Origin of the sequence: Dialister hominis (assembly GCF_007164725.1) — a bacterium.
In the GTDB taxonomy this organism is placed as follows: Bacteria; Bacillota; Negativicutes; order Veillonellales; family Dialisteraceae; genus Dialister; species Dialister hominis.
On the sequence record NZ_AP019697.1, the window covers coordinates 551,664 to 576,319 of the forward strand.

The window sequence follows — 24,656 nt, forward strand, 5'->3', positions numbered from 1 at the left end:
ATAATGAATAATCCTGCTTTTTGCTACCATTCAGCAAAGAGGAAGGTGAAATCGGCTCCATTTGGCGCCAAGGGTATTTTCTCATCTGTAAATGTGGTATAGTCGAATAAGAATGTTCTTTTGAAATAATTACCCGTTTACCGGGTATCATACAGGGATTTCCCTGAAGAAGGAGAGTTTTGATATGTCGATTCGTATGATGGCGATTGATCTTGACGGTACGCTCCTGCATGACGACATGACCATTTCCTCATACTCTCGTGATGTAATCAAGAAAGCATCGGAGGAAGGATTCAAGGTCGTCATTGCTACGGGACGTATGTGCAATTCGGCCAGGAAGAAAATGGAAGTGCTCGAACTGGGCAATGTCCCGGTCGTATGCTATACGGGCGCATGGATCATGATGGGGGAAACGGGGGAAGCCATCTATCAGGAAGGCATGGATCCAAAGTTTGCTTCAAAGGCTCTTTTATGGGCAAAGGAAGAGGGGCTCAAGGTCACTGCGTTCTGGGATGATAAAATCTACATGGAAGGCCCCGACGGGACGGAAATCAAGTACAGGAAGTACAGGACCGTGCAGCCAGAATTTCTCGGGGCGGCTTTCTTCAATCCGCCAAAGAAGGTGACAAGGATCGTTTTCTCTGATCCGGATCCCGCTGTCAGGCTGGAAATCAGGAAAGCTATTGAAAACAAGTTCGGGGATGCAGTAGATGTCGTATTCCCCGGAGATGACTTCGTCGATATGCACAAGAGCGGCATTAATAAAGCAACGGCTGTGAAGTACCTGGCGGATCAGGCAGGGATTTCCTCTTCCGAGATCATGGCATTTGGAAATACGGAAAATGATGTCCCGCTTCTCAGGATGGCAGGAGAGTCTTATGCAGTAGCCAATGCGGACAAGATTGCCCTTGATGCAGCGAAAGCTGTCTGCGCATCGAATGAAGAAGACGGCGTAGCGCACATGATTGAAAAACGTCTGAAATAAATCCAACAAAAAGAGACTGGAATCGATGGTTCGATTGACAGTCTCTTTTTATTGGATTATTTGGTATTCTTTTCCCGCTGGGTAAAGAAGGAAAGGGTATCCTTCAATCCGTCGTTTAAGTTGTACGATGGTTTCCAGCCGAAGAGAGATTTCAGCTTTTCATTGGACAGGCAGGAACGATGGATATCTCCTGTACGTTCTTCTGTGTAATGAATGAAGGAATCATCATATCCGGCCAGTGTGACTATTTCATGGGCGAGCTCGTTCAGGCTGATTTCCGTTTCCGTGCTGACATTGCAGATTTCCCCGCTTCCTTTTTCAAGGGCAGCGACATTGGCTGCAACGATGTCATGGACGGAAATGAAGTCTCTTGTCTGTGAACCGTCGCCGAAGATGGTGATGGGCTTTCCGCAGGCAAGGGCTTTTGCGAAAATGTAGATGACGCCGCCTTCTCCGTTAGCTCCCTGACGGGGACCGTACACGTTGCTGTAGCGAAGGATCGTGTAATCAAGGCCGTACAGTTTCTTGTAAAGTTCCAGGTACTTCTCGGTCATCCACTTGGTCAGGCCGTAGAAGGATTCCGGGACAGGCACTTCATTTTCCTTGAGGGGAAGGGCGGGGTTGTCCCCGTAAACAGCGGCAGAGGAGGAGAAAATAATCTTTCTCACGCCAGTCGCTCTTGCGCACTCAAGGACGGAAAGAAGTCCCATGATGTTTTCGTCCGCATCATAGCTTGGATCCTTGATGGATACAGGAACCATGGTCTGTGCTGCTTCGTGATAAACGACGTCAAATTTCCTTTTTTCAAAAAGGTCTTGAAGGGTCTTTCTATCTCTGATATCCGCTTGAATAAATTCCGCCTGAGGCGGGAGGAATTCTCCCGTCCCTGCGGAGAGGTTATCAATGACGGTTACTTCATGGCCGAGCGACAGAAGCTTGTCGACCAGATGAGAACCTATAAATCCGGCACCGCCGGTTACTAAAATTCGCAAAATTCCACCCCCCGGAATCAGTCCTGATGGAAGCGGTAGCCTGCGCCCCAGACGGTTTCGATTCCTTCATAAGGATGTCCGGCAGCGTTTTTCAGCTTGTCTCTCAGTCTGTTGATATGTACGGTGACCGTTGCAGGATCGCCGATCGGATCGAAGCTCCAGATTTTCTCGAAGAGCTGTTCCTTGGAGAATACTTCATTCGGATGCTGGACGAGGAAGTAGAGGAGGTCGAATTCCTTGCCTGTCAGTGTGACGTCCTTGCCGTTCAGGAGTACCTGGCGGGCTTTCGGACAGATGGTGACATCGCCTACGGTAATGCCTTTTTCCACCTGCGGTCTTGCAAGGTCTCTGCTGAGGAGACGGTTGTGGGTAGCGAGCTGAGCTCTCAGGTGAGCCATGAGGACAGTGCCCTTGAACGGCTTCACGATGTAGTCATCAGCGCCGAGGCCCAGACCTCTGACGATGTCCGCATCTTCTGTGCGTGCTGTTGCGAAGATAATCGGCGCATCAGTCTTTTCACGCATTTTGCGGCAAAGAGAGAATCCATCCTCTCCCGGAAGCATGACGTCAAGGATGATAGCATCGATTTTCACTTCATCCATGATCTTGAGGGCTTCCTCGCCATTGTCTGTGACATATGGTTCAAAGCCGGCGCCTTCCAGGAAATCTCTTTCCATGTTGGCAATCTTCGGTTCATCTTCCACTACAAGTACTTTTCTCATTATTTTGTGTTGCTCCCTTCTTTCAGCGGGATATCAAATATCATTTTCAATCCATTTTCATTGACAGCGCGGTAACGTCCCTTATGCGCCGTGACGATCTCCGCTACAATCGCAAGACCAAGGCCGCTGCCGTTGCTTGTTTTGCTTCTTGCCTCATACGTCCTGTAAAAGGCTTCGAATATGTGGGCGGTCTTTTCCGGAGGAACTCCGGGGCCGTCATCCTGATACGTGAATTCTGCATATTTTCCCTTGCGGTAAATCTGGATCAGGACTTCTGAGGTATCTTTGTCTCTATATTTTATCGTATTTGCCAGTAAATTGAAAGCCACTCTCTGGAATTCTTTCTCATCAAGCATGGCGATGATGGAATCATCGGTGTTGTAAGAGACGTTCACATTCCTGGATTTCAAGTATTCCAGGTCTTCATTGATGAAGGAGTGGATAGCGCGGCTGAAGTTCGTCGGTACCGGATGGCAGATGATGCGGCTTGTCGAAAGTTTATTATAAAGAGACAATTCATCGATCAGTTTTGACAAGTCATCTGCGCACGAGGCAATCGAGGCAAGGTACTGCTTCCTCTTTTCCGGCGTTTTGCCAAGTCCCAGCTGCAGGGCTTCCGTGTATCCCATGATTGTCGTGAGCGGGGTCCTAAGGTCATGTGTAATGCCTGAGAAGAGGATCTTGCGGCTTGTGAGGAGGTGGGCGCGTTCTGCGATGCTGTTCTTCAGGTATGACTGCATCGTGCGGAATGTGTTGCAGACCTCGCCAAGCTCATCATCGCTGTGGTGGTCAACCACGACATTGAAGTTCCCGTACTGTATGGCATGGGCTGCCAGGGACAGCTGCTGGAGCGGGATGATGATGCGCGACTTCGTTCTTTCATAGAAGAGGTAATCCATCCTTGCGCTGAAAGCGATGATCGCAAGGATCAGGAGGATGAATCCCATGTAAACATACTTGTTGATGACGGCGTCCCCGTGAGAAGCATAGAGGAGGAGCAGTGTCGTAATGATGATGGAAGCGGAGACAGGAATGCCTATGAGTCCCAGTGTGCTTGCAATCATCTTCTGCTGCAGACTGCTTCCTTCCGGCGGGGCAGGCGGTACAGGTGGCAGCGGAGGTGCTAAGTTCTCTGCCGGATTATCATTTTCATCCATATTGATTCGCCTCCGTCCTTAATCCAGATCAAGATCAAGTTCGACAGGGCAGTGATCGCTTCCCATGATTTCCGGATGGATCTTTGCATCCTCGATATGCGCCTTCAAAGCATTGGAGACGATGAAGTAATCGATTCTCCATCCAATGTTTCTTTCCCTGGATTTAGCAAAATAGCTCCACCAGGAATACGCCTTTTCCTTGTCAGGATACTTGAAGCGGAAGGAATCGGTAAATCCTTCTGACAGAAGCTCAGTCATGCGGCTTCTTTCTTCGTCGGTGAATCCGGCGTTCTTGTGGTTGGATGCCGGGTTGGCGATATCGATTTCCTCATGAGCGACATTGAGGTCGCCGCAGAGGATGACGGGCTTTTCTTCGGAAAGACGCTTCATGTAAGCAATCATTTCCGTTTCCCATTTCATGCGGTAGTCCAGACGGACAAGTCCGCGCTGGCTGTTTGGCGTGTAGCAGCAGAGGAGATAATGCGATCCGAAATCGGCAGTGATGAGACGCCCTTCCTGATCATGTTCCTCGATCCCTAGTCCATAGGTGACGGACAAAGGCTCTTTCTTGCTGAAAATCGCGGTCCCGCTGTAGCCTTTTTTGACAGCGCTGTTCCAGTACTGGTGGTATCCGGGCAGGTCAAGTTCGATCTGATCCGGCTGCAGCTTGGTTTCCTGCAGGCAGAAACAGTCTGCATCCAGATCATGGAATGCGTCCATGAACCCTTTCTTGATGCAGGCCCGGAGTCCGTTGACATTCCAAGAGATGTATTTCAGTTTTGACATACGGCCCTCCTTTGATTCAAAAACAATTTACCATGGCTGGTAAATTCAGAAACTTCTATTCCCATCCTAATTATACACTTTTTAGACGGCATAAATACAGTTTTAGTTTATAAATAAATTTATAAATTCAACGGATAGTTCAGTGTTTTGAATACTGGGGAGCCACATATCGCTTTTGTAGTAAATTTCGATAAACATCCACGCTGATACAAGGGCTGCTTTTCAAAGTATAAAGAAGAGTCTTTAAGCGATCGTCAACGAAGTTTATACAATTTATAAACTTATATCGGAAATCAATAACACATGAACGTAAAAAGCAGGTACTTCTCTGCATTTTGGGAATAATAGAAATCATACCATTTCAGAGAGATTTTTGCAGGGTCAAAAGTGAAGGGAAAGGGAAAGGTGACAATTAAAAGCAAAAGAGAGCATTCCTGCCTCTGCTGCCGCCTGGCAGCCCGGAATCAAATGATGAAAAATAATGATGAAAAATACGGAAAGACATAGAAGACAGAGGCCTCAAATGCCATAAGAAAAAGGGGGATCTGTGCTATAATAGCTAGAGCAGTACAACAAACGGGAAGTGACTGCCTAGGCAGTGATGGAAAAAGGGCGCTTCCGGTATGCCGAAGGGAGGACAGAACATGAAAAAAATCGTGGTAACCGTCATTGGTGCCGACCGCGTCGGTATTGTTGCCGGCGTAACAAAGGAACTTGCAAAAGAAAACATCAATATTCTGGATATTTCCCAGACCATTCTGGATGGAATCTTTGATATGGTGCTGATCTGTGACATGGAGAACGCAAAGGGCTCCTTGAAACAGGTACAGGACGATATGGGAGAACTGGGCCGTGAGCTGGGCGTCGATGTCAGAGTGCAGCTGGCGGATATCTTTTATGCCATGCACAGGATCTGAAAGGGGGAGCCATGCTCGATATAGAGGAAATTCTTGCGACGGAGCGCATGTTTGACCAGAATAAGCTGGATGTCCGCACGATTACCATGGGCATTTCGCTCCTGGGCTGCGTATCCGACGATGAAAAGACCCTGCTGACCAGGATCTATGATACGATCTGCCAGAAGGCAGAACACTTGACGGAAGTCAGCCATGATATTTCCAGGGAATACGGTGTGCCGATCATCAACCGCCGTATTTCTGTCACGCCGGTAGCGCTCATTGCCGGCGGCACGAATGCAAAGAGCTATGTGCCGATCGCTGAAACGCTCCAGAAAGCAGCTGATGCTGTCGGTGTCGACATTCTGGGCGGATTTTCCGCACTTGTAGACAGAGGCATGTCTTCTTCGGATAAAATTCTGATCGATTCCATTCCGGAAGCTTTGGCTGTCACGAAGAGCATCTGCAGCTCGGTTGCCATCGGATCCACCAGGGCAGGCATCAATATGGATGCTGTGAAGCGCATGGGCGAGATTGTGAAGGAAACAGCTGAACTCACAAAGGATCAGGATGCATACGGATGCACGAAGCTTGTCGAATTCTGCAATGCAGTCGAAGACAATCCGTTCATGGCAGGCGCCTTCCACGGCGTCACGCAGGGCGATACTGCCATCCATGTCGGCGTATCCGGTCCGGGCGTCGTCAAGAGAGCGCTGGAAGATGTCAAAGGCGCACCGCTTAATGTCGTTGCCAAGACGATCAAGAATACAGCCTTCATGATTACCCGTCTTGGACAGATGGTGGCAGAAGCTGCCGTCGATCGCCTCCATGCGCCGTTCGGCATTATCGACCTTTCCCTTGCACCGACTTCTGCTGTCGGAGACAGTGTAGCGCAGGTTCTTGAGGAAATGGGTCTTGAGAGCTGCGGCGGCCCCGGTACCACGGCAGCCCTGGCGCTCTTAAACGATGCAGTGAAGAAGGGCGGCCTTATGGCTTCTTCTTCCGTCGGCGGTCTTTCCGGCGCTTTCATTCCGGTCAGTGAAGACCTTGGCATGATTGAAGCCGTACAGAAGGGAAGCCTTTCCCTTGAAAAACTCGAAGCCATGACCTGCGTATGCTCGGTCGGCCTTGATATGATTGCCGTTCCCGGAGACACGACGGCATCCACGATTTCCGCCATCCTTGCAGATGAAGCGGCTATCGGCATGATCAACAACAAGACGACGGCTACCCGCCTGATTCCGGTACCTGGAAAGAAACCGGGAGACATGGTTCAGTTTGGCGGACTCATGGGATATGCTCCTGTCATGAAGATCAACGAATTCAAGGCAGATGAATTCATTGCAAGAGGCGGCAAGATCCCTGCACCGATCCGTTCCCTGACAAACTGATACAGGATAAACTGATACAGGAAAATAAAATGCCCGAAGGGGGTTCCAGTGCAATGCCGGAGCCTTTCCTTCGGGCGTTTTTTTGATGGAATGGAAGGAAATTCATGTAAAACGAGGGAAGAGGGACCTTTCCGTTCCTTGATGTATTTTTTGCATACTTGTGATAAAATAAAACAGTTATTTTTTTATCAGTAAGGATATAGTTACGGGTATGTAAAGGGTTATCATGACACGTAAAAAAATAAAAGCAGGGAAAGCTTCCGCAGGGAAAAAAGATCTTCCGGGAAAGAAACCGGCAGATGAAATAAAGAAAGAAATAAATGAAATAAAAGAGCCGGACAAAGAACCGGTGAAAAAAATGGAAAAAAGAGAAAGTCTGGGCCACTGGAAACGCTGGTGGGCAATCGCAACGCTCGTTCCATTTACGATTGCTCTCTTCCTTTCCTGGTACTTCGGTGCACCTGGCGGATATGCCTTCGCATCTCAGATCAAGGTATTCCTGCTCTTCCTGCAGGTGGGTTTTGTTACTGCCTACTTCATCCGTCACGATTTGAAAAAGGCTGCGCTCCATCTATGGCTCACGATTGCATTCCTATGGGCGCTGGGGCTGATTGTGCCGTTCCTGTCCACGCAGACGAATGTCCTTCTGGATATGTCGGATATATCAGGGGAGCTGTCGACGCCGCTTTATCTCTTCATTTCCTGCCTGACTGCCGCATGGATCCTGCCGGGGAAATGGAGAACGATAGCACGTATCATCTGCGCGCTTCTCATTGTCGTTTATGTGCTTATCCAGTTCACTTATATCGGATATTACTTCATTACGCATTCCCTGATTTCCATCAACATGCTGCTCGCACTGGCGCAGACCAATCTGGCGGAGACGATGGAATACATCCAGGTCAATATCCCGTATGCAGGCATTGCCGTGGGCGTGACAGCCGTTCTTCTCCTTGGCTGGCTCATTTACCACAACAGCCGCTTCAGCTTTGACCGCGTGGAATCTGTTTCGAGAAAGACATGGTTTGCCATGCTGGGGCTCTTCATCGTAAACCTCGGTCTCTGCGGACTGTCGATCGGCGGCACGCGCATTGCGCAGGTCTATGCAGAAACGTATGAAACGCTGCAGAGCTTCCATGATTTCCAGAAAATCGTTGAAGCCCGCAGAAATATGAGAATCAAGGATCCTGAAATCATTGAAAAGCTCAAGGCTGCGCCGGACGGGGTCTATGTGCTTGTCATCGGTGAATCCCTGACGCGCGATCATATGAATGTCTATGGATACGAAAGAGATACGACACCGTTCCAGTCACAGGCAGCCATCGATCCGCATTATGTATTCTTCAATCATGCTTACTCCTGCTATACGCAGACCGTCCAGGTTCTGACCGAAGCTTTGACAGAAAAGAACCAGTATAATGATATGGCGCTTGCCAATGCTTATTCCATCATCGATATGGCAAGGGAGGCTGGCTTCCATACGACATGGATTTCCAACCAGTCCCGCTTCGGCATCTGGGATACGCCGATCGGCGCAATCGGATCTGCCTGCGACGACCAGTACTGGATCAACCAGTATGTCGGCACTGATGTCATCACCAAGGACTACGATACAGTGCTTGTCCCGTACTTGAAGAAGGTCGACCCGAATAACCGCCGCCAGCTCATCGTCATCCATCTGATGGGCAGCCACGTCAGCTATTGGGACAGGTATCCGTCCGAGTTCTACCACTGGTCGGAAGATCAGGGCAAGGTCAGAAGCACTTCTGAAATCATGAATGATGAATACGACAACTCCGTGCTTTTCAATGACTATGTCATGGGAAGCATCATGAATTCTGCCACGAACTATCTCCACGCTGACAGCGTCATGTACTTCTCCGATCATGGGGAACAGGTGACGGAAAGACCGGGCCATAATGCGGACCAGTTCGATTTCACCATGGTCCACATCCCGTTCTGGGTGTACACATCCCCGCAGTATGAGAGAGAACGTCCGGAAGAGTTCCGCATGATGCTCGAAAGAAGAAATATGCCGTTCACCAACGACATGCTCTATGATACCTTCCTTGGCATCATGGGAATCAAGGCGGCTCATTATGATCCGACCGACGATTTCTTCTCGCCGAAGTACGACAAGGACGTCACAACGCTCATGACCATGTATGGCAACATCATGATCAGGAACGATGTGGAGCAGCTTGGATCGGATAAGGCGGCCAATGACGCAGCCTGGAATCAGGGCCTGCAGGACCGCGCAAGAGCATCCGGCAGTGATGAATTCGACTGGAGCCGTTTCAAGCCGGTCAAGATTTCCGCCAAGCCGATGCCTGAAGTGGAAAACGAAGGACTGTCCCAGGCATCGTAATCATTTGAACTATTTTTTAGGAAAGAGCCAGGATTGCCCGGCTCTTTCTTGCTATCCTATTAAAATTCATCTAAAATGTTGAATTAAGATTTCATTTTCCCGTATAATATAAGGAGGACTAATGAGACTTCGCAGAAAGCCCTGGATTGAAGAATCCATTAAGCAGTACACTTCCATTCTTTTTCTGGAAGAACCGAAAGATCTGAAAGGCAAATGGAGCACGCAGTTCGCGCATCCTGAAAAGCCGATTCATGTGGAATTCGGTACAGGAAAGGGACAGTTCATCTCCGGAATGGCAGACATTCACAGGGATGTCAATTACATCGGTATGGAAGTGCAGGAAGGCGTCATTTACTATGCCGCAAAGAAAGTAGCGGAAAAAGAACCGCCGCTCGACAATGTACGTTTGATCCTTGGGGATGTCAGTGAAATTCTTGATATATTCGCACCGGGGGAGGTTGAGGTGATTTACCTGAACTTCAGCGATCCATGGCCGAAGAAACGCCATGCCAAGAGAAGACTGACATACCGCGATTTCCTGAAACGCTATGCCCTCATCCTCAAAGAAGACGGGGAAATCCGTTTCAAGACTGACAATAAGGATCTTTTTGATTTTTCCATCGAGGAATTCACAGAGATGGGATGGAAATTATCCGACGTGACTTATGATCTGCATCAGGCTCCCGTGCCAGGCGATGTAGAGACGGAGTACGAGGAGAAATTTTCCAGGAAGGGGAATCCAGTATGTCGTCTCGTAGCGAGACGTCCCAAGTCAAATTAGAAGTTTCGCGATATACACCACCTGAATTATTGGGGCTGGTTGCTGTCACGGTAATTCTGATCTGCATCGGGACTGTGAATATCTACAGCTCAACTCAGTACATGAATATCATATCGGGGGACAGCACGTACTCCCACTTGGCAAGACATCTTCTGTTCCTCTCAATCAGCGTAATTACAGCATTCGTGCTGACGAAGCTTCCAATCAAGCTCGTGCGCAAAGGGGCGCTGGTCTGGGTCATCGGGACGGTGCTCTTGCTCTGCCTTGTCATCGTAGCCGGTAAGAATGTCAACGGTGCGACCCGCTGGATCCAGCTCGGTCCGGTGTCGCTGCAGCCATCGGAATTTGCGAAGGTGACAGGAATCATATGGGCCTCTTCTTATCTTGCCAAAAAGGTGGATGCCGGAGAGAAAATCGCCCTTATTCCGCAGGTTTTCCGCGCCATTGTCGGCATATTCGTCAGTATTTTCCTCTTTGCTTCAGGCTCCAAAAGGAAGAAAAACAAAAAGTACACGTTTGGCCAGCTTCTGACATACATTTCGCCATTGGCGGCGCCGCTTGTCATGGCGGCTCTCGTCATGAAGCAGCCGGATATGGGCACGGCAGCCATCATCCTGCTCCTGCCATGCCTCCTTTATATCATTGCGGGGCTTCCTGCCATTGAAATTCTTTTGGGCGGCGCAGGGATCGGTACGCTCGGACTTCTTCTGGCGCTCAGCTCAGCGTACAGAAGAGACAGGCTTTTCGTGCTCTGGGACCCGTTCTCTGATGCGGCCGGCAAGGGATATCAGACCGTGCAGAGTCTGATTGCCGTTGGCTCAGGCGGATTCCTCGGGCAGGGCATAGGCAAGGGATTTGCCAAGTTCCTTTATCTCCCCGAGCAGTATACGGACTTCGCCTATGCCGTATTCTGCCAGGAAATGGGCTTCATAGGCGGAATTATCGTCATGCTCCTTTTCATGGCATTCCTGCTTTTGGGATTTGCCACGGCAAGGCGTCTGAAGGATTCCTACTCAGCCTTCGTGGTCTATGGGCTGACGCTCATGATCTCGCTTCAGGGGCTCATCAATATGGCGATGGTTCTTGGATCATTCCCTGTTACAGGCGTTCCGCTGCCTTTCATTTCCTTTGGCGGCACATCCCTGATGACGAATATCTGCTCCGTCGGCCTGATTTACGGAACCGCTGTGCAGAGCATTGAAAACACCGAACGGGAAGTACGAAAGAAGCGGATACAGGCGATGGATGGAGTGAATCCTTTCTGGCAGTAATGAATGGTTCCACAGCCAGCTGGCTATAATGGAGGAAGGCGGCGATGCCGCCTTTTTTTACGGAGGAAATCATGGAAATGGATTGGAGAGAAGAAACGCTGGAAAGCCTTCTTGCTTACTTTAATAAAAATCCGAAGGGGACGCCATGGGCAGATATTGCCGTTTATTATCCGGCAGGCGAAGTGCTTTCTGCTATCCTGAAGAAGGCAGCCATGATTTCTGAAAAATCGGGACTGTCTGTGTTTCTTGCGCCGGCAGGCGATGACAGGCCCTACTACCTTCGGGAAGTTTTCCGCTGCAGGTCAGCTTTGTGGATTGTCCGGTCTGAAGAAGAATGCGGGAAGACAGCCCTCTTTTCATCCCGGATGGGAAGGGACGGTGTTTCCCTCTATGGACGGGATGACGGCGGCATTTCTCTTTCGGGAACCAATCTTCTCTCTTTTGCAAGAAAGGGAGACACGGGTTCCACGGTCTTCTCAGCGGATGATCTTGCATTTCCAAAACGCAGCAGAGACGAGGAATTTTCCCAAGCGGAAAAAGATGAAGGGATAGAAAAAGAGCAGGTGCTTTTATATGCATCTCTCATCCTTTTTGCAGGCGGAAAGGCAGGTACGCTTCTTGGCGCGGCAGACCTTGCCCGCCATTATTATATGGGACACTAAAAAAGGACCGTTTCCGGTCCTTTTGGAATTCAGTCTTTAAAATATTTTCTTGCCAGGCGCCACGAGAACATCAGCGATTTCTGCAGGAGGAAGAAGTAGACAGCCTTCTTCGGATGCGTCAGAAAATAAATAGTCCCGATCGGCTGCAGCGGTCTCCACAGATCCTTTTCTGTCAATTCCTTGGAGTCAGCCGTGACGAGTTCGTGCTTTTTATCATTTTTCTTCTTCAATGCGCGTGTGACGAGAGCTGTAATGATCGTCATCACAATCGCTTTTTTTGAGCTTTCAGATTTTCCCATGGGAATCACCTCTTTTATTAATCATAGCAAAATGAAATGGGAAGTTCAATTGGGAATCGGAAAGCCTGGCCAGAAAGAAAGGAGGACCTTATGAAACAGCTCATGAGCTACTATGTCATGGATGATGATACAGATGAAAAGATCAGGGAGATGACAGATAATCTTGGCCTTGACGGGATAGAGAGTCTTGTGTACGGAACAAAATCAAGAGATCTTCCCGGGAAAGAATCGACTATCGGATGCCACCTTAATTACTGGCCTGACTGGATGAATTTCTGGCTGGGGAAAAGGGAACTCTTCGAGAAGGAATTTCCGACAAGGGATTCCCTGATTTCCTACTATGGGGGAGAAACACCGGAAGAGTGGCTGGAAACAATCCGGGGAAATCTAAGAGCGGCCGCCAGGGAAGAGCCCAAATACGTCGTCTGGCACGTGGCTGACTGTATGGCAAGAGAGGCATGGACAGGAAAATTCCATTACACGGACAAGGAAGTCCTTTTCGAAACGGCAAGAATCTACAGTCTTGTCAAAAATGCGCTTCCGTCCAATGTCACCGTCCTTTTTGAAAATATCTTTTGGCCGGGGCTCAATGCACTTTCTCCGGAAAATGTGGATTATTTCTTCTCTCTTCTGGGCGGCGGAAATGTTGGACTCCTGCTTGATACAGGCCATCTGATGAATACGAATCCCGATATCAGGGATGAAAAGGATGGTGCAGATTATGTGACGAAGGTAATCAAGAATCTGGGATCCATGAAGGATCTGATTCTTGGCATGCATCTTTCCTGCTCGATTTCAGGAGAGTACAGGAAAAGGGCGGCTGGGAATATTCCTGGGGAAATCACGCCTGAAGTCATCAGCCGCCATATTTCATCCATCGACCGGCATGAACCTTTCAGGACAGAAGCAGCCGCACGGATCGTGGAAGTGGCCGAGCCTTCCTATATGACGCACGAGCTCTTTGGCAAGGGCCCCGGAATCCCGGAAGAAGAAATCAAAATACAGATGAATGCCATGAAAAAGGGTTATAATTCCTGCAATCGTTTTTCGTTATTTGTTGCATATCGGGAAAAGTAGTATAATGGGCGGAAACGGGGTATTGCCCGGAAAGAGGGATCTTACTATGAACAAAACGAAAATGGCATGGGCATCGGCCGCACTGGCACTGGCTTTATTGCTGCCAGCGGCAGGCGTCAAAGCCTATAGCAGCGAAAATGTCTCACTGCCAAGTCCGATTGTGGAATATGCATCATACAATAAGCTTCGCGAGGCAGTCGGTTTTGAACCGCTCTTCCTGCCGCGTATTGCAGGATACAAGACGGAACATTTCCTTTTCATAGGAGAGGGACTGGCAGATGTCCGTTACAGCGGCAATCTTGGCGAACAGCTGACAATCCGTTCTTCCCGTCTGACAGGAGAGAATCCGGATACAGATATCAGTGGCGTCTATACAGGAAAGTGGAAGGATATCGAAATAGGCTCGACGGTTGTTTCCGTGGCAAAACTTTCGGATAAATCTTTTGCCGCTCACTGGATTGAAGGCGGCTACGCTTTTTCCTTCATGGGAGAAAATATGAAAGAGAAGGATTTCGAATCCCTTCTTTCAGGATACTTCATCGATGTGACAGAACACGTCTTTGGAACGGATGATGCTTCTTCCATCCACCATGATATGCCGTTCTAGCTTTCAGGAAACGGGCGCCCCTGCGGGCGTCTTTTCTGTTTGCAGGATAGTTTCCGCTGAAAAAAGCAGGCAAATGATGTAAAATAGAGGACAGCGTATAAATATCGGAGGATAATCGATGGACCGCATAGCTGTGCTCATTCCGTGCTGGAACGAAGCTTTGACAATCAGGAAAGTCGTGACGGATTTCAAAAGGGAGCTCCCGGAAGCCGTCATTTATGTGTATGACAACAATTCAACGGATGATACAGCTGCCATTGCCAGAGAGGCAGGAGCCGTCGTCAGAAAGGAATACCGCCAGGGCAAGGGAAACGTCATCCGTTCCATGTTTCGTGATATCGATGCAGAATGCTACATCATGACGGACGGGGATGATACATATCCCGCAGAATGCGCCCGCGAAATGGCGGATATGGTTCTTTCGGGGCAGGCGGATATGGTCGTAGGCGACCGCCTTTCCTCCAGTTACTTTGAAGAAAACAAGCGGCCCTTCCATAATTCAGGAAATGTGGTCGTCCGCCGCTTCATCAATATGTTCTGGGGCAAAAACAGCCATGACATCAAGGACGTCATGACCGGCTATCGTGCTTTTTCCACCATGTTTGTCAAGACATTTCCTATCCTTTCCAAAGGATTTGAAATTGAAACGGAAATGACGATTCATGCGCTGGACAAGAACCTTCTCATCCGGAACCTTCCCGTATCATACCGGGACAGGCCCGAAGGGAGCGTCAGCAAGCTCCACACCTTCCGCGACGGGACCAGGGTTCTCCGCACGATTTTCCTTCTTTACAAGGATTACAGGCCGCTCCGTTTCTTCACGATGGCATCGCTCATCCTTGCTCTGATTGCCCTTCTTCTTTTCATCCCCGTATTCCATGAATACGTAATGACGGGACTTGTGCCCAAGCTTCCGACGCTTGTCACATCCGGATTCTTCATGGTATCTGCCGTCGTGGCGCTTGGGATAGGCCTTGTCCTTGATACGGAAGTGAAGAACAGCAGGAAAAATCTTGAGATCCAGATGAATATCATCCAGATGATGCTGAAGAAGTAAGTCATCCCATTGGGAAATAATAAAAATCCAGGAGCATTATGATTAAGAAACTGATATTGAAATACTTTCCATCTGAAGAACGATTCTGGGAAGTTTTCCGTTTTCTCCTCGTCGGAGGCGGATGCTTCGTACTCGAATACGTCCTTCTTTACACACTGACAGAGTATGGCGGCCTTCCTCCGCTGTATTCAGCGCCGATCGCCTTCACGGTCTCGCTCATATTGAACTACTTCCTCTGCGTCAGCTTTGTCTTCCATGCCGAGCATCAGAGCCGCTCGCAGGTCGTCCTCTTCGTCGTGACATCCCTTATGGGACTTGGCATCAATCAGGTGACCATGTGGATTTTCATCGACCTTGTCGGTATCTGGTACATGTTTGCCAAAGTCATCGCTTCGGCCATCGTCATGATCTGGAACTACTTCACCAAACGCTTCATTCTGCACCATTGATAATGATCAGGAAATGAAAAACCTCTCTCCGCGATTGGAGGGAGGTTCTTTTTATTTCCTGAAGAAATCGGCAAGCTGGTTCCTGAAAATGTTGGCGCCGCCATTTGCCGGGTGGCGTAGTCCCTTGACGGAGAAGCCTGCATCCAGGAGCGTGTTCTCGCTCTTCTTTCCAATGGCAAGAAGGGGAAGGGACCCGGTGAGGGAGAGGAGCTCTTTTGTGTAGGAGAGCCCGATGGCAAGTTCATCATCTGTCGGCGTCCTGTTGGAAAGAAGGTCGTCTTTCTTATGAGGATGGAAAGGATAGATGTTCCATAAGATGAATTCATCAGCGGAAAGGCCGGCATCGAGGCATGCTTTCCATACGACGGAATCGGTCGGCTCATTGAAGCCTTTTTCCTTCTGCGTGGGTTTTGCAATCATGGGAGAATCTTTCCTGCTTGTCCGTTTTCCCTCTTTCCCGAGGATCATGAGGCTGTTTACTGCGGGATGCTCGTTTAGTATCATGCGCTCGCATGTCATGGCAATCCCGGTGAAGTGTCCGCCCTGATAACCGCATGCCTCAGCGATCAGAAGAAGCTTTGCCTTCCCAACGCGGCGGGAAAGGTAGTCGTGAAGCTGCTCTTTCCTTATGGATGGCGCATTTTCCACTTCATAGCGAAGGTCCGTATCTTTCCAGGGATTAAAGGTGAGCGCTCCCTCGTAGGAAGCAAGGCTCTTAATGAATGCATCGATAGTCATGGCAGTTCCTTTCGTCTAAAAGAAAAGCCGGCATAAGCCGGCTTTATCAGTTTTCTTCAGCCGGGGAGAGGGGCGCTGTTTCGCCCGCTGCTTCCGGTTCATCATTTAAATGGTAAAGTGTTCCTCTTGGAAGATCCTTATCCTTTGTGAAATCATCTTTCATCGGCCATTCCTTGAAGTACTTCATATCGCTCTTGGAAACAAAGAGATAGACAGACTTGCCGGAGTCTTTGTATTCCTTGGCAAAGTCTTCATCAGACTCGGACGGCATGACATACTTTTCATTCCAAAGAGCGCTTCTCTTTTCTTCGTCAGGAAGAGAAGGAACAAGGCGGATGCCTGTTTCTCCGGTATAGTACGTATAGCCGGCCGGATAGGAATGGAAGAAGTAATGGATGCCTGGTGCATCATGGATATCATTGGCCGAGTCCATGATGGAACGCGACGGAAGGTAGTTGGGAAGTCCTTCCATGATGATGAAGAGGTAAGCCGAAGCAGTAACGGCGGAAATGACTGTCAGACGGCGGCCGCTGCTCTTTTTCCAGCGGAGGATGAGTTCCCATACGGCGTAAAGGATGACAGCGTAGAAAAGAAGCCAGCTTCCTTCCTTGATGTAAATGGTACCTGCCACAAGAGCGGCAATCAGGAAGAAGAAACCACCGTAAGCGCAGAGGCTCGATGCTTTTTCCCCTTCACGCACGAGGAGCGCGCACATGGCGGAAAGAATAATGGCAGGAACGATGGAAATGTAAGTGTAGGTCACATACTTTGTCGCCATAAGGGTGTAGAAAAGGATTGTGCCGATCATCCAGACCATGAGAAAACGGTAGAACGGGGTCTTTTCTTTCCACTGCCTGACGGCTTCATAAATTGTCATGCCGGTCCAGGGAAGGAGAGCGGCCGGGAAGATGACAAGGTAGTAGTACCAGTGATTGTCTTCCGGATGCTCGGAAACCGTAGCTCTTGCTATGTTGTGCAGGCCGAGGAACTGGGAAACGAAGTCGCTTCCATGAATGGCATACATGCCGCCGTACCAGGGAAGGACGACGACAAGGAAAGCAAGGATGCCCGTGATGGGGAAGAGGGAAAGAATCTTCTTCGGCTCTTTCATGGAAAGGCACCAGAGAACAAGAAGGATGCCTGGAAGGACAAGCCCGACAGGGCCTTTAGTGAGGCAGGCAAAGCCAGCAGCGGCATAAGCAATGATCAGATGCTTCCTGCTTCCTTCCATGACGCCGATGTAAGCGGAAAGAAGGGTCGGAATCGTAAAGAGAAGAAGGATGCTGTCCGTGATGATGGCATGGGAGATGATCCAGAATTCAAAGGAAAGCGCCAGCATGAGCCCTGCCCAGATGGCTGCAATATTGTCCTTCAGGATTCTTCTTACGTACCAGGTAAGAAGCGTGACGGAAAGCGCCCCGCAAAAGGCAGAGGGGAGCCTTGCCGCGAGATCGGTGAAGCCCAGGATGGAATAGCTGATGGAAAGCAGCCAGTAAACCATGATAGGCTTGTCATACCAGTAAATGCCATAAATCTGCGGGGACATCCAGTTGCCTGACATGACCATTTCCTTAGCCGTCAGCGCATAATTGGATTCGACGGGATCGGTAATGGGGAGGGCCCAAGATCCCCAGAGCAGGAATGCAAAGGCAAGGATGAAGATGAATCCCAGGGATTTCTCTGTCACATGGGAAGTAGAGAACGCTTCCTGCCTTGCTTTTTCCTTCTTTTCTTTTTTCTGTCGTTTCGTGCTCAAAATGGATTCCTCCCTGAATGAAGTGAAATGTGATTACTTCTGCAAAGAACCTTCGCTATTTCCTTTGCGGAAGAGGTAAGCCGTATCTTTTTCCCAAATGAGTGTGAGGTCCTTCTTCTCCTCATCCGGCCAGTTCTTGTAAAGCTTTTTCTGAATCAGTATGTATGCCTGATCCGGCAGGCGGGCAGGTTCTTCAAGGCCCGGAAGCAGGACGCCGTTTTCCTTGTTCTTTTCATCGACCTGCTGCTTCCTCTTGTCGAAGTCAGGAAGCGCTTTTCCGTACAGATCCTCATAGAAAGCAAAGGACGGACGGTAGAAAGGATCGATATAAAGAGGGACATCGGGGTCGAGTGATTCAGCGGCTGTCTTTTCCGCAATGGCTCTTGATGTGAAAAGATCGGAGACCGGTTTTTCAAAAGCGCCCCAGACGGAAAGGACGAAGACGAGAATCAAAGCAGCCTGCGTCATGAAGAAGGCATGGAACCTTCCTTTTGCGAGGCGGCTTGCCGAGAAGAAGGCAGCAAGGACCATGAGCCCTGCGATAGCGTAGTGGACGATGGGTCCGCCTTCCGGAGAAAAGGGGACAAAAGCGACGGCGCCGGTCGTAATCAGTGCAAAGACGACATGGCAGATGATGAAGGCTTTGGAAATGTGCCCTGTCTCTTCAATCCGCGCAAGATAAGCGGAAGAAAGAATGGCAAGCGGCGGGAACATCGGAAGGATGTAGGAGAAGAGCTGCGTGGAAGATACGGAGAAGAAAAGGAAAATGAAAAGCGCCCATACGATGAAGTAGAGCATGACCTTGTCTTTTCTCCATTCACGGAAGCTCTTCAAAAGCCCCGGAAGCGTTCCGCTCCATGGATAGAAGCCTGCCAGCACGACGACGATGTAGAGCCAGTAATGGTTCTGCCCTGCGTGCTCAGGAGCCACGAAGCGCGTGATATTATGGTAGCCCAGAAATGTATCGATGAAAGCATCTCCGTGGAGCATGCCCATTTCAATGTACCAGGGAAGTCCGACGAGGCAGGCAAGCGGGATGCCCCAGTACCATTTAAGTCCCATGATGTGCTTAATGTCAAACTGGCGCGAAAAAATGAGCCAGAGACTGACAATCAGGGCCGGGAATCCGAATCCAACAGGCCCCTTCGTCAAAAGTGCAAGGCCGCACGCGATATACGCAGCTGCGTATTCTTTTCTCAGGAATGACATGAGCGCAACAGTCAGTGTGAGGCAGAGGAGCATGTCCGTGACCGAGCTTCTGGCAAGGACGATGATTTCAAGCGATGTGGCACAGATGAAGCCTGCGCGAAGCGCAGCCCTTTCTCCTAAGAAGCGGCGGGAGGAGAGGAAGAGGTAGCAGGGCGTCAGCGCGCCTAAAAGGACGGAAGGAAGTCTGGCGGCCCAGGTAGAGACGCCGAAAATCGAGAAGGAAATAGCTTCCAGCCAATAGAAAAGCGGCGGTTTGTCATACCAAAACTCGCCGTAGATGCGCGGGGATATCCAGTCTCCTGTCGCCAGCATCTCCTTGGCCGTTTCGCCATAAACGGGTTCATCCGGGTCCAGAAGCGGAATCAGTCCGGAAAATGTGCCGTAAAGAAAAAGGCAGAAAAGGAAAAGGAGGATGCAGTTTCTATATGTTTTCATGGGTATCTTTGCTTGCTTTCTGTTTTCGCTTTGAATATAAATGGAATCCAAGGGCGACCGCAATGGAAATGACGACGCAGACGAGTGCGATTTCCAGCTTGTAGTCCAGGATTTTCTGCCAGTTGTGGCCGAGGACGGATCCTGCGTATACGAGGAAAATCGTCCAGGGAACCGTTCCCAGAATCGTAAGGCCGATGAATTCAGGCATCGGATACTGGGCAATTCCGGCAGGAAGAGAAATGAACGTGCGGACGCCCGGAAGAAGGCGGCCTGTGAAAATGGCGATTCCGCCGTATATTTCAAACCAGTCTTTGGCAGCAATCATTTTTCTTGCAGTAAGGCCGCCTTTGGCCGTATGTTTCAATATGAGTCCGCGTCCGCCTTTGTAGCCCATGTAGTAGGAAGCGACGGAACCAGCAATCCCGGCAGCCGTCCCGATGGCAATGGTAGGCCAGAACGAGAAAATTTCCTGAGAAACAAGAAAACCGGCAAAGCCCAGAATGATTTCACTGGGAATCGGAACATTCATGTTTTCAAGAGCCATACAGATGAAGAGAGCGAGGTATCCCCAGTCATAGAGGAAGTTGATGATGATGTCCATAGAAGTCCTTTGTGTATAAACGACGCGGCGGGGAGGAAGCAGAAATATCTTGAAGAATCCCCTGCCTAAAGAGTAAGGTAAAAACTTATACAATACATAAACAATATCTAAATTCTCTAAAATTTTTTGCCTTGCATAGTCTTCAGAGTATTTGCACTTTCAAATATAACATGACAGCGGGCAGGGGTCAACGAAAACGGGAATCTGCCGGGCAAAAAGGCGGTGAGAAGAGGGAGAATTCTTCCCTGCAGCCGAGTATTCATTTTATTCAAAGGCGGTTTTTTCACTCTCCTATTTTCACTCTCCTATATATAATGAAATATTATATATGCAGTCATATACAGAATAATCAGTATTTTTATTGACAGGAATGTATAAAGTTGATAGAATATGCATTAAGTTATGTATGGAAAAGGATATTCCAGCCGGATGGGGTGGAGAAATACACCGGACGGAGAGCTTTTCTGTATCTGCAATGAATTTTCATGCAGATTCCTTTTATTCATTTGTAAGTTGTCATTTGTGGAGATGAAACATATGCTGGGCAAAAAGTTAAAAATTCTGTTGGCTGTCGGAGCTGCTTCCGCAGTTATGCTTGCTGCAGGATGCGGCGGCGGAGATTCCAAATCGAGTTCTGCTTCAGGAAAAGGCGGCATTCCTGCTGTTATCCGTGTCGGCTCTGAAACAACATTCCCTCCGTTCGAATTTACAGAGGATGATAAATATGTAGGCTTCGATCTTGATCTGGCTGACGCCATCATTAAACAGATGGGCAGCAAGATGGAATTCAAGAGCATGGGCTTTGATGCACTGATTCCGGCTGTCCAGTCCGGACAGATCGACATGATCGCTGCCGGCCTTGATGCTACACCGGAAAGAGCTAAGCAGGTCGCTTTTTCTGACGTATACTTCAAGGATAACGGCTACTGCATCGTTGTAAGAAAAGACAATACCACGATCAACGACTGGGCTGATCTTGCAGGAAAGAATGTAGGCGCTCAGGTAGGCACCTACCAGGTCAAACTGGCTCAGGAAGCCAAGGCTGCTGAAGTCAAGCAGCTCGATTCCAATTCCCAGGCATGGATGGAACTGCAGGCTAATACGCTTGACGCTGTCGTCATCGATCAGCCGGTTGCCATGTACTACCTGAAACAGGGCGCAGGCAAGGACCTGAAGATTGTTGGAACACAGAAAGACGGTTCCGGAATGGTATTCGCATTCAAGAAAGACAACAAGCAGCTTCAGGAAGGCGTCAACAAAGCGCTGAAGGAACTGAAAGCAAACGGCACATACGACAAGATTTATGAAAAATGGTTCGGAAAGCCGGCTTCTAAATAATTACAAAGATAATGATGAAAAGAGGGCAGGAACACCTGCTCTTTTTTCTTTGCATACAGTTTAGGGACGCTGTTCATCTTTTCTTTAAGCATTGTTTAAGTCTTGCCTATATACATGCTGGATGACGATGGTATAATAAGAACAGTGGTGAATGATCACCGCCGGGTATATTCCAGAGAAAGGAGATGCTGCATTGAAGTCCAAAATTTTGGCCGCTTTAGCAGGTATCCTTGTTCTTGCAGGAGGTTATACCGTCTGGGCAGAGACCTATGGTCCTTATTGCTACGGACCTGGCGCTTACAGTTCAGAGGTGCAGTCTTCTCAGGATCAGAGTCAGTACCCCTGCGGTCCTTACGGCCCTAACGGGAACGGCAGAAGAAATTTCTGCGGCGGTCCCTATTACAACAGAGGATAAATGATCATCCGCGCTCTATGGAGGCGGATGGCTGGTGTCCTTCGGCAGGACAAGCGGTACAAATATGTCTGGGAAACAGACAAAGTCGGAATGATTGGCTGTGACAGCTTTCGGCAAGCGGCGTGCCTGCGGGCCCCGCGTGCCAGATGCGGTCAGGGGAGGAAGCAATTCTTCTTCCCGTGAACGGAAATTGAAAACCGCAAGCAGACGCTCTCCATGTATAGGGCGCGGGTTTGCGGTTTTATTTTGCCTTTTTGGGGATGGTATCCCCTTGTGATATACTATATGTAGTATGCGTTTCTTGGATTTGTTCTTGTTAAATGCATATATAAGGAAGAAAGGGCAGAAAAAGCCCGAAATCAGGAACAAGAGAGAGCTGGAAAACAAATCGAAAAAATTTCATATATTTACAGCTACACGTAAATAATATAAAATGGAATAAGATTTTGATTGTATACATTCTCTGACGTATACAGATTACAATATATGAGGTGATAGAATGACCGAATTACTCCGCGTGGAAAATCTTCACGTTTCAGTAGGCAAGAAAGAACTCCTTCATGGAATCAACCTGACTGTAAACAAGGGAGAAGTCCATGTGATTATGGGCATCAACGGCGCCGGCAAGTCGACGCTCCTTCATGCCATCATGGGGAACCCTGTTTATACAATTACTGAAGGCCGTATTTTCTTTGAAGGACAGGATATTACAGAACTGTCTGTCGATAAGAGAGCCAAGCTCGGCATTTTCCTTTCTTTCCAGAATCCGATTTCCGTTGCCGGCATTACGACTGAAAACTTCATTCGTACAGCCAAGACGACGATTTCCGGAAAGCAGCAGAGACTCTTCCCTTTCAAGCGTCTCATGAAATCCAGAATGGAAGATCTGGCTATGGATCCGTCCTATGCAGAACGTTACCTGAATGACGGCTTCTCCGGCGGCGAAAGAAAGAAGAGCGAAATTCTTCAGATGCGCATCCTGGATCCGAAGCTGGCTATGCTTGATGAAACAGACTCCGGTCTGGACGTCGATGCTGTCCGCATCGTTTCCCGCAACATTTCCGAATACCACAATGAAAATAATTCACTTCTGATCATTACCCATCTGAACCAGATCCTGAAGTTCATCACACCGGAATTTGTCCACGTCCTCATCGACGGCAAGATCGTCAAGGAAGGCGGTCCGGAACTGGTGGACGAAATCGAGACCAATGGCTTTGACGCATACCGCAGCGAGGTGTGATCATGGCTGAAGAAAAGAAGAAGAGCCAGGTCGATGACATCAATCGAAGCATCTACGACATCAAGGACAAGGTGGAGTACTCCTACAAGGCTGACAACGGTCTGACTGAAGAAGTCATCCGTGAAATTTCTGCCAAGAAGGAAGAACCGGAATGGATGCTTGAAAAGCGCCTGCAGGCTCTTGAAATATACAATCATATGGACTTCCCGGAATGGGCTCCGGATATCTCCGAGCTCGATATGGATCATATCGACACCTACATCCGCCCGAAGACGGATATGAAGGCGAAATGGGAAGACCTGCCGCAGAATATCAGGGACACATTCGATCGTCTCGGCATTCCTGAAGCAGAAAAGAAATCTCTTGCCGGCGTCGGAGCGCAGTATGACTCTGAAGTCGTTTATCATAATATCCAGAAGGAACTGGAAGAACAGGGCGTCATTTACGTTGACTTCGAAACCGCTGTCAAGGAATACCCTGATCTGATCAAACCGTATTTCGGAAAGCTCATCACTCCGAATTACCATAAATTTGCTGCACTGCACTATGCTGTGTGGTCCGGCGGCTCTTTCGTTTACGTTCCAAAGGGCGTTCACGTACGCATGCCGCTGCAGAGTTATTTCCGCCTCAATGCGCCTGGTGCGGGACAGTTCGAACATACTCTGATCATCATTGAAGAAGGCGCTGACTGCCATTTCATCGAAGGCTGCTCGGCTCCAAGATACAACGTGGCAAACCTTCATGCCGGAGCCGTCGAGCTCTACGTCAAGAAGGGGGCAACGCTGCGCTACAGCACGATTGAAAACTGGTCGAAGAACATGTACAACCTGAATACCAAGAAGTCCATCATTGAAGAAGACGGACACATGATCTGGGTATCCGGTTCCTTCGGCTCCCATACATCCTGCCTCTATCCGGATACCATCCTCAAGGGCGATCATTCCACCTGTGATTTCACAGGCATCACGTTTGCCGGCAAGGGTCAGTTCCTCGATACTGGTTCCAAGGTGGAAGCACTTGGAAAAGGCACTTCCATCAATATCAACTCCAAATCCATTTCCAAAGCAGGCGGCACTGCAATTTACCGCGGCGTCGTTTACATCGGACCGGAAGCAAAGGGAACAAAGGGCACTATCAGCTGTGAATCCCTGATGCTGGATAATGAATCCAGATCCGACACGATCCCGGACATCATCATTGAAAATGATGACATCGATCTTGGCCATGAAGCTAAGATCGGCCGTATCCCGGATGATGATATTTACTACCTCATGAGCCGCGGCCTTTCTGAAGAAGACGCGAAAGCCATGCTCGTCCGCGGATTTGCCGAACCGATTTCAAAGGAACTTCCTTTGGAATATGCTGTAGAAATGAACCGCCTCATCGATCTTGAATTCGAAGGCGCTATAGGATAAGGAGGA

The 24,656-nt window shown here is 49.0% G+C and carries 24 protein-coding genes; 15 read left to right on the top strand and 9 right to left on the bottom strand.

What is annotated here, in order from left to right; genetic code table 11:
- The first annotated feature begins 184 nt into the window (after window positions 1-184).
- A complete protein-coding gene (locus tag Dia5BBH33_RS02540) occupies window positions 185-985 on the top strand; it encodes an HAD family hydrolase (RefSeq protein WP_143332312.1) in 801 nt (266 codons plus the stop codon).
- A 56-nt stretch (window positions 986-1,041) separates the two neighbouring features.
- Here the strand turns inward: Dia5BBH33_RS02540 and Dia5BBH33_RS02545 are convergent, their stop codons facing one another.
- From Dia5BBH33_RS02545 to Dia5BBH33_RS02560, 4 genes are read right to left on the bottom strand one after another with little or no spacing between them, the layout of a single operon-like run.
- Window positions 1,042-1,977 carry an NAD-dependent epimerase/dehydratase family protein gene (locus tag Dia5BBH33_RS02545; RefSeq protein ID WP_022382809.1) on the bottom strand — a complete coding sequence of 312 codons (936 nt, stop codon included), beginning with the start codon at window positions 1,975-1,977 and terminating at the stop codon, window positions 1,042-1,044.
- Window positions 1,978-1,994: 17 nt separating this feature from the next.
- A complete protein-coding gene (locus tag Dia5BBH33_RS02550; RefSeq protein WP_022382810.1) occupies window positions 1,995-2,699 on the bottom strand; it encodes a response regulator transcription factor in 705 nt (234 codons plus the stop codon).
- Window positions 2,699-3,856 (bottom strand): sensor histidine kinase, encoded by a 1,158-nt coding sequence (locus tag Dia5BBH33_RS02555; RefSeq protein ID WP_143332313.1) that lies wholly within the window; start codon window positions 3,854-3,856, stop codon window positions 2,699-2,701. The genes Dia5BBH33_RS02550 and Dia5BBH33_RS02555 overlap by 1 nt, the downstream gene beginning before the upstream one ends.
- Window positions 3,857-3,874: 18 nt before the next feature.
- Window positions 3,875-4,633 (bottom strand): exodeoxyribonuclease III, encoded by a 759-nt coding sequence (locus Dia5BBH33_RS02560; RefSeq protein ID WP_174182972.1) that lies wholly within the window; start codon window positions 4,631-4,633, stop codon window positions 3,875-3,877.
- A 653-nt stretch (window positions 4,634-5,286) separates the two neighbouring features.
- On the opposite strand from Dia5BBH33_RS02560, the gene Dia5BBH33_RS02565 reads away from it, so the two are divergent.
- From Dia5BBH33_RS02565 to Dia5BBH33_RS02590, 6 genes are all read left to right on the top strand, one after another.
- A complete protein-coding gene (locus Dia5BBH33_RS02565) occupies window positions 5,287-5,559 on the top strand; it encodes an ACT domain-containing protein (protein ID WP_022382813.1) in 273 nt (90 codons plus the stop codon).
- 11 nt (window positions 5,560-5,570) lie between these two features.
- The gene (locus Dia5BBH33_RS02570) at window positions 5,571-6,929 is read left to right on the top strand and encodes a PFL family protein (RefSeq protein WP_143332314.1); all 1,359 of its coding nucleotides are present in this window, start codon (window positions 5,571-5,573) and stop codon (window positions 6,927-6,929) included.
- 358 nt (window positions 6,930-7,287) lie between these two features.
- Window positions 7,288-9,297, top strand: coding sequence for a sulfatase-like hydrolase/transferase (locus Dia5BBH33_RS02575; protein ID WP_108850911.1), 2,010 nt, complete (start codon window positions 7,288-7,290; stop codon window positions 9,295-9,297).
- A gap of 121 nt (window positions 9,298-9,418) precedes the next feature.
- A complete protein-coding gene (trmB, locus tag Dia5BBH33_RS02580) occupies window positions 9,419-10,078 on the top strand; it encodes a tRNA (guanosine(46)-N7)-methyltransferase TrmB (RefSeq protein ID WP_022382816.1) in 660 nt (219 codons plus the stop codon).
- 101 nt (window positions 10,079-10,179) lie between these two features.
- A complete protein-coding gene (locus Dia5BBH33_RS02585; RefSeq protein WP_232518076.1) occupies window positions 10,180-11,349 on the top strand; it encodes an FtsW/RodA/SpoVE family cell cycle protein in 1,170 nt (389 codons plus the stop codon).
- Between the two features lie 71 nt (window positions 11,350-11,420).
- Window positions 11,421-12,011, top strand: coding sequence for a hypothetical protein (locus tag Dia5BBH33_RS02590; RefSeq protein ID WP_143332316.1), 591 nt, complete (start codon window positions 11,421-11,423; stop codon window positions 12,009-12,011).
- Between the two features lie 29 nt (window positions 12,012-12,040).
- Here Dia5BBH33_RS02590 and Dia5BBH33_RS02595 read toward each other — a convergent pair whose 3' ends face one another.
- On the bottom strand, window positions 12,041-12,310 hold the full coding sequence (locus Dia5BBH33_RS02595) for a hypothetical protein (RefSeq protein ID WP_143332317.1): 270 nt from the start codon (window positions 12,308-12,310) through the stop codon (window positions 12,041-12,043).
- A 90-nt stretch (window positions 12,311-12,400) separates the two neighbouring features.
- Here Dia5BBH33_RS02595 and Dia5BBH33_RS02600 point away from each other — a divergent pair, with 90 nt between their 5' ends.
- The 4 genes from Dia5BBH33_RS02600 to Dia5BBH33_RS02615 all read left to right on the top strand — a co-directional run bounded on the left by Dia5BBH33_RS02600 (window position 12,401) and on the right by Dia5BBH33_RS02615 (window position 15,500).
- A complete protein-coding gene (locus tag Dia5BBH33_RS02600) occupies window positions 12,401-13,387 on the top strand; it encodes a TIM barrel protein (RefSeq protein WP_143332318.1) in 987 nt (328 codons plus the stop codon).
- 46 nt (window positions 13,388-13,433) lie between these two features.
- Window positions 13,434-13,994 carry a hypothetical protein gene (locus Dia5BBH33_RS02605; RefSeq protein ID WP_143332319.1) on the top strand — a complete coding sequence of 187 codons (561 nt, stop codon included), beginning with the start codon at window positions 13,434-13,436 and terminating at the stop codon, window positions 13,992-13,994.
- A 118-nt stretch (window positions 13,995-14,112) separates the two neighbouring features.
- Window positions 14,113-15,051, top strand: coding sequence for a glycosyltransferase family 2 protein (locus Dia5BBH33_RS02610; RefSeq protein ID WP_022382822.1), 939 nt, complete (start codon window positions 14,113-14,115; stop codon window positions 15,049-15,051).
- A gap of 38 nt (window positions 15,052-15,089) precedes the next feature.
- A complete protein-coding gene (locus tag Dia5BBH33_RS02615; RefSeq protein WP_022382823.1) occupies window positions 15,090-15,500 on the top strand; it encodes a GtrA family protein in 411 nt (136 codons plus the stop codon).
- A gap of 51 nt (window positions 15,501-15,551) precedes the next feature.
- Here the strand turns inward: Dia5BBH33_RS02615 and Dia5BBH33_RS02620 are convergent, their stop codons facing one another.
- From Dia5BBH33_RS02620 to Dia5BBH33_RS02635, 4 genes are read right to left on the bottom strand one after another with little or no spacing between them, the layout of a single operon-like run.
- Window positions 15,552-16,238 carry a uracil-DNA glycosylase gene (locus Dia5BBH33_RS02620; RefSeq protein ID WP_143332320.1) on the bottom strand — a complete coding sequence of 229 codons (687 nt, stop codon included), beginning with the start codon at window positions 16,236-16,238 and terminating at the stop codon, window positions 15,552-15,554.
- 46 nt (window positions 16,239-16,284) lie between these two features.
- A complete protein-coding gene (locus tag Dia5BBH33_RS02625; RefSeq protein ID WP_022382825.1) occupies window positions 16,285-17,994 on the bottom strand; it encodes an ArnT family glycosyltransferase in 1,710 nt (569 codons plus the stop codon).
- 33 nt (window positions 17,995-18,027) lie between these two features.
- A complete protein-coding gene (locus Dia5BBH33_RS02630; RefSeq protein WP_143332321.1) occupies window positions 18,028-19,638 on the bottom strand; it encodes an ArnT family glycosyltransferase in 1,611 nt (536 codons plus the stop codon).
- Entirely contained in the window at window positions 19,625-20,239 is a 615-nt protein-coding gene (locus Dia5BBH33_RS02635; RefSeq protein ID WP_022382827.1) for a DedA family protein, read from the bottom strand. The genes Dia5BBH33_RS02630 and Dia5BBH33_RS02635 overlap by 14 nt, the downstream gene beginning before the upstream one ends.
- Before the next feature lie 537 nt (window positions 20,240-20,776).
- Here Dia5BBH33_RS02635 and Dia5BBH33_RS02640 point away from each other — a divergent pair.
- From Dia5BBH33_RS02640 to sufB, 4 genes are all read left to right on the top strand, one after another.
- Window positions 20,777-21,577 (top strand): basic amino acid ABC transporter substrate-binding protein, encoded by an 801-nt coding sequence (locus tag Dia5BBH33_RS02640; protein ID WP_143332322.1) that lies wholly within the window; start codon window positions 20,777-20,779, stop codon window positions 21,575-21,577.
- A 193-nt stretch (window positions 21,578-21,770) separates the two neighbouring features.
- A complete protein-coding gene (locus Dia5BBH33_RS02645; protein WP_022382829.1) occupies window positions 21,771-21,992 on the top strand; it encodes a hypothetical protein in 222 nt (73 codons plus the stop codon).
- 499 nt (window positions 21,993-22,491) lie between these two features.
- Window positions 22,492-23,235, top strand: a complete 744-nt coding sequence (gene sufC / locus Dia5BBH33_RS02650; protein WP_108849944.1) for a Fe-S cluster assembly ATPase SufC — start codon at window positions 22,492-22,494, stop codon at window positions 23,233-23,235.
- A gap of 2 nt (window positions 23,236-23,237) precedes the next feature.
- Entirely contained in the window at window positions 23,238-24,650 is a 1,413-nt protein-coding gene (gene sufB / locus Dia5BBH33_RS02655) for a Fe-S cluster assembly protein SufB (protein WP_022382831.1), read from the top strand.
- Window positions 24,651-24,656: the final 6 nt, after the last annotated feature.